We start from the raw sequence: 5,592 nt of genomic DNA, 5'->3' as shown, positions 1-5,592 counted from the left end.
TGTGGTTTCTAGATTTTTTCTAGATTTAGTCTAGGTAGACTCTATTTCCCAAGTAGGCTCCTAAAGTAGGGAGCTACTTTCAGTAAGCATAGCATAAGTGTACACCCAGATTGTCTATCTTGCAGGTAAAGGTTGCACATCGGCAAGCTGACAATGCCAATATTTGCTTCCTTGAGTAATGTCAAAGTTTCTGTTACTAAGTCTGGCGGTTGTACGGCTAAACTACAGCAATGCCCGCAGATTATTTGACCTGCAAATTCATACCTAATAGCGGTTTTTGCTACTTCTCGCAGTGTGGTTGATTCTGGATCGTCGGTTTCGTCGGTGTGGAAGTCGAGGTTTAAACCGCGTTCTTGGGCTAAGCTAAATACGCGATCGAGTTGTTTGTCTAAATCGGGATTCATGTAGGCGACGCCGCCGAGAATGCCGCCGATTTGGGCAATTTTGTCTGCTAATTTTTCACCCTCGGGTGTCAGGAAATAGTCCAGGGAAACTAGGGAAACTGCTTGCAAAATTAGCCGATCGCGCCATTCGGCCTGCAAGGCTGTAAATACTGCTAAACTAACGGTTCCCTGTTCTCCTGCGCTGTCGATGTGAGTGCGGATCGCCTTGGTTCCGTGGGCGTAGCTGCACTGGAGGCCGAACTGCATCCGCCGGTAAACATCCTCTGCATTCCAGTATTTTTGGGCATCAGCGTGCACTGTGTCGATCGCGCTAGCAAACGTTCCATCGGGATTGGGCGATCGTTCCCAGATATGTCCTTTGTCTAAATGCGCGTGCATATCGACAAAACACGGGAAAATTAAGCCGCCTTGCAAGTCTACCATCGGAATATCTGCAAGTTGGGATAAAGATTCTGTACCTGTGGGGATGATTTGGGCGATCGCGCCGTTGGCAATTTCCAGATCCACCAGACAAAAATTGCGATCGGCTGTTGTGGTGATAGTAGACGCTGAATTGGCGATCGATTTCATCTCTAAAAGAGATTCGGGTACGCGACCATTTTTTAGCAAATAATTAGATGTAGCTGGCAACATGAAATTTTCTAGTTAATATTTTATTGAGTTGAGAGTTATTGAAGATGTCTATTGTAGGGGCGCGTATCTGCTAATAATTCATGAAACAATCCAGTGTGTCAATGCTCTCATCCGCCCTCTTCTCCTTAAATGAACTCTATTGGGTTATACAATAACATTATAGCAGCTTTAATGAACATGATATCTGTCAAATTTTGCTGCTGGGATAAGCCCCTCAGGGAGAGCAAAAGTAATCTAAAAATAGACACAGAGATTGCTTTCATAAAAAATCGCGTTCATGTATATAGCGTTATATCGTTGACCGTTACATCGGAATGATTTAACCACAGAGAACACAGAGGACACAGAGTCCGAGAATAGAGAGATGAATCATTCTGATGCTACCGGATTTGGTGTTACTCACTTCGGAAAAAATTAACATTTACCCAAGCATATCACTCGATCTAAAATCTTAAATGAAAAATCCCCATTCCCCAATCCCCAAATCTAAAATCAACTGAGCCGTGTTGCTTTATATTATTGGCAATGTCGTGCATATTTCTGACCCACAGAAGCAGTTGGCGGTACGGGTAGACGATGAATGCAAGGGTTCTGACGTGTTTAGTTCGGATATCTGCACTTGTTGCCGTCCTGATTTGGTACAGGGTATCGAAATTTGCATCCAAACGGCACAATCCGGTAGTTCTGGGGTAATTGTTTACTTCCGCAAGCAAGGCAGAGCTTTGGGGGAAGTAACTAAGTTTTTGGTGTACAATGCCAGAAAAAGGCTGGGAGCATCTCAGTTTTGCATTTATAAGTGCTGTCCCCGCTCGCGAGTTGTAGAATACGCGAGCTCTTGCGTGCTCGCACTATAATAAAAAAATGCTTTTTGCAAAACTGAGATGCTCCCAAAAGGCTCGAAGGTGGCGATCGCCCTGATGACTATTTTACTCGCACTCAATGTGTTGCAGGATTTCAAGATATGCGGTTTCAAGAACTAATGCCAGACGTGCTGCACTGGTTGGGTATCCCTCGCACTGACCGTTTAGTTTCCATGAGCCATCTCAAATACAATGCTATTATCAATTCTGGCATTCAAGTAGTCGATCGCCTCCCCATCCTCGAAGATTGGATTCTCGCAGGCGCACAAGTCGAAATCGTCGCCAAAAAAGCCGCCGCCTACTACACGCCAGACCCTGTGCCAGATGCTACAATTCTTGCAGAAGCGATCGGACGCGATGCCAGGAGATTCAGAAGGCAAAGACACGACTGTTCGGAAACAGTTGCGTCTTTGCCAAATTAAATTTATTACTGGTTTTTGATCAGTCAGGGTAGGTTATGGCTAATTTGCGTTCTACTGTGATCGTAAAAACAGATATTTGCGGATATACCGCCCGAGTTAAAAAATTATCTCAGTCGGACTTAAGTAGTTTGTTGAACGAGCATAAAACTTTTATTTCAGATATTAGTACCAGAAATGAAGGAAGTTTGATCAAAGGCGAAGGTGATTCATTTTGGCTGATTTTTCCCAGCGTCACAGCAGCCGCGATGGCAGCCTTAGAAATGCAGCAAGAATTGAGAACCCAACAATCTAGCAAATCGAACGACGAACGATTGGCTATTCGCGTGTCGATTACCTTGGGAGATGTCTTGCATCAAGATAAAGATATCTTTGGCGATACGGTCAATTTAACAGCGCGTATAGAATCAGTAACTCCCCAGGATGAAATATATTTGTCCCAAGCAGCATGGCTGGCGCTCAACAAAGCAGAAGTGCAAACATCTTTTGTCAATGAGTTTTCCTTGAAAGGGATGAGCGAACCTGAAAAGGTTTACAAAGTTGACCAAAGTTACAAGACGCGAATTGTGGAAAATCAAGCAATAATTAAAGCGGATTTGAGAGGTTTTATTGCTTATCAAGAATCTAATTCTATCAGAGACGTTGAATATTTGCTCACCAACTTTGATACTTTTGAAAAAAACATTTGCGAAGAATACGGTGGCACAATTCGCAGTATTGTTGGCGATTCGCATTTGTTGACTTTCCCAGAAGCTCACTCAGCCCTAGCGGCCATGGAAAGTTTGTGCGAAAATTGGAAACTTTTTATACACGGTCATAAAATACCTTGCGGTTTGTCGGTGGGAGTTGCTAAAGGAAATTTGTATATATTTCGCTCTTGCACTTACGGAAAAGATATTAACATTGCCGACAGGCTGGAAGATTTAAGCAAAATAGTATCTCCAGCTACTGAAAAAAATTCGGTAATAGTTTCAGACCAAATAAAACGCGAAGTTAGTGGCTCGAAGTGGGAATACAAGCTGATCAAAATCGATAAAAATGCGATCTTAGATAATCTGTTAGATTACAGTCAGTTTGACTTTTTTCAGGAAAATGATGTTTACCGATGTTTAGTTGTTTGACACTCCGCTGCTGTTCTACGGTAGTTGGTAGTGCGGACTGAAGGGGGCACGCGCGATCGAATCTGATTGCGGTTAATCGATCGGACACGATATAATCCTGTGTCGGGAGATAGTGAGGGAGTTGAACTTTCTGTTGATAGTTTCCCTCTCTGACTGCGTTTATCAAGTCCTAGAAACTCCGCAAAGTTCGATTGAATACTTTCAGGGTATGTTGGGCTATATCAGTATTCAACTGTTGATAGTCCTCGCTTCCCTTGCAGTAGTAATAGTTACACTCGTAGCGAAGGTGTTTGCCAGATTGGAAGCAATACTGTCTGAGTGTATAAAACCATACACTGTAAAGGTTTTTACTCAACCGACAGAGTTCTCGCAAGGTGTTAAACTCTTTGGTGGCAAGTCCGCGTATCTGATTTTTTAAGTCAGGTACATAGAGATTTCCGTAGAAATATGGCTAGTCTAGGAAAAGCCTAGCCAAAATGTAAAGCCGATGCTCAAAGCACGGGGTTTCAAACCAAAAATTTTCGATGAAGTTGAATAATATTGAGCTAGAGGCTGTAAAATATCTGAGAACACCAACTGCGATTCGCCAAAAGTGCGATCGGCTTTTTAACTTAGCCTCCGAAAATAAACTCAATTTCTTCTGTGTCGATTTATCCGAACTCGACAAAGCAGCAAATTATGTAATCGACACAACCCGCCAACAGTATCCCGATTTTAATATTCCGTTTCACAGTCAGTGGCGGCATTTTGAAGCCGGCAACCAACCGCGCCTCGCTCAATTCGATGCAGCTTTAACAGAATTTTCAGTCATAGAACAAGCAAAGATAAAATTTGATTTAGCCATTGTCAGCGTTTTACTCGATGCCAGTACCGGCGCAGATTGGCAGTATTGCGAAGCAGAAACCAAAGAAGTTTATCGCCGTTCAGAAGGGTTGGCAGTAGCCACTTTTCGGATGTTTTGTCAGGGTATTTTTTCCAGCAATCCAGATTTTCCTTGGCAAGCCGATTTTCGCGGGCTTTCTCAATTAAAATTAGAAACCTTAGCGGCCGGATTTCAAGTAAGTCGAGACAATCCGCTAGTTGGTTTAACAGGCAGATTAGAATTGTTGCAGCGTTTGGGGAATGCAATTTGCCAACATCCATTATTGTTTGGCAGCGAGAACCAGCGTCCCGGCAATTTGGCACAATACTTGCTTGACAGTCTGGTTTCTGGAGTCAAAACTGTGGATTGTGCTAAAATATTGAGCGCTGTTTTGACAGGTTTTGGGGAAAATTGGCCGGGAAAATATGCCATTGGTGGCGTTAATTTAGGTGAGGTTTGGCGGCATCGGGCTTTGCAAGGAGAAAATCTGGGAGATGAATTTGTGCCGTTTCACCAACTCTCGCAGTGGTTGACTTATTCGCTGTTGGAACCGCTGCAAGAACTCGGTTTGTACGTCGTGCGATTGGACGAGTTGACGGGATTAGCGGGGTATCGTAACGGCGGTTTGTGTTTGGATATGGGGCTGTTACGGGCAAAAGATTCGGCTATTTTTGAGCAGAAGTATTTGCCGGGTTCGGAAGTTGTAGTAGAATGGCGATCGGTCACTGTGATTCTTTTAGATAAAATTGCAGCAGCTATGCGATACAAGCTGGATTTGAGTGCGACAAAATTGCCACTGGTGAAGATTTTGCAGGGAGGAACTTGGGCGGCGGGGCGAAAAATTGCCACAGAATTGAGGGCTGCTGGAGTACCACCAATTCATATTGAAAGTGACGGGACTTTTTTTAATAGTTGACAGTGGACAGTTGACAGAAGTCAAGCGTGAAGTCAGAAGAAGGAAGGTTCGGAATGCAAGTCCGATGGCACTGAAAAAGTCTAACTGAATTGTTGTAGCAAGGATTTTTTAAAGCTGTATTTTTTTGCCAAGAAATCGTGGTTAAGCGAATTCTAGTTTAATATTAGTCAATATTGATGTTAATTATTAGGTACGTTGTTGCGCTTAAGCGCTCTTTATAATACAATACAGTTTACTTAAGATTGTCCTTATTGCTTTATATCTAAGAAAGAGCGCTCAAGCGCAACTACGTACCTTTATTGCAGTATCTATTTTTCAGAGGAGTTTCACGAATAGCAGTATATTAGTCAACTGTATTGCTTTATATCTAAGAAAGA

5 protein-coding genes are annotated in these 5,592 nt (G+C 43.0%); 4 read left to right on the top strand and 1 reads right to left on the bottom strand.

Features of this window, described 5'->3' with window-relative positions; translation table 11 throughout:
- Positions 1-41: 41 nt before the first annotated feature.
- Positions 42-1,037: a cytosine deaminase gene (locus JGK22_RS15640; RefSeq protein WP_293313143.1), complete on the bottom strand. Its 996-nt coding sequence runs from the start codon at positions 1,035-1,037 to the stop codon at positions 42-44.
- Between the two features lie 503 nt (positions 1,038-1,540).
- Between JGK22_RS15640 and JGK22_RS15635 the strand changes: the two genes are divergently transcribed.
- The 4 genes from JGK22_RS15635 (at position 1,541) to JGK22_RS15620 (ending at position 5,215) form a co-directional block, all read left to right on the top strand.
- Complete coding sequence (locus JGK22_RS15635; protein WP_293190253.1) at positions 1,541-1,891, top strand: hypothetical protein; 351 nt, start codon at positions 1,541-1,543, stop codon at positions 1,889-1,891.
- Positions 1,892-1,998: 107 nt separating this feature from the next.
- Complete coding sequence (locus JGK22_RS15630) at positions 1,999-2,319, top strand: hypothetical protein (protein ID WP_293211030.1); 321 nt, start codon at positions 1,999-2,001, stop codon at positions 2,317-2,319.
- A gap of 35 nt (positions 2,320-2,354) precedes the next feature.
- A complete protein-coding gene (locus tag JGK22_RS15625; protein WP_293156167.1) occupies positions 2,355-3,437 on the top strand; it encodes an adenylate/guanylate cyclase domain-containing protein in 1,083 nt (360 codons plus the stop codon).
- A gap of 524 nt (positions 3,438-3,961) precedes the next feature.
- Complete coding sequence (locus tag JGK22_RS15620) at positions 3,962-5,215, top strand: URC4/urg3 family protein (RefSeq protein ID WP_293216462.1); 1,254 nt, start codon at positions 3,962-3,964, stop codon at positions 5,213-5,215.
- Positions 5,216-5,592: the final 377 nt, after the last annotated feature.

It is taken from the genome of Microcoleus sp. PH2017_08_TRC_O_A (genome assembly GCF_020738665.1).
Classification (GTDB): Bacteria; Cyanobacteriota; Cyanobacteriia; order Cyanobacteriales; family Microcoleaceae; genus Microcoleus.
Note: the sequence above shows the minus strand (reverse complement) of the source record. Positions and strands in the feature narration are given on the sequence as shown.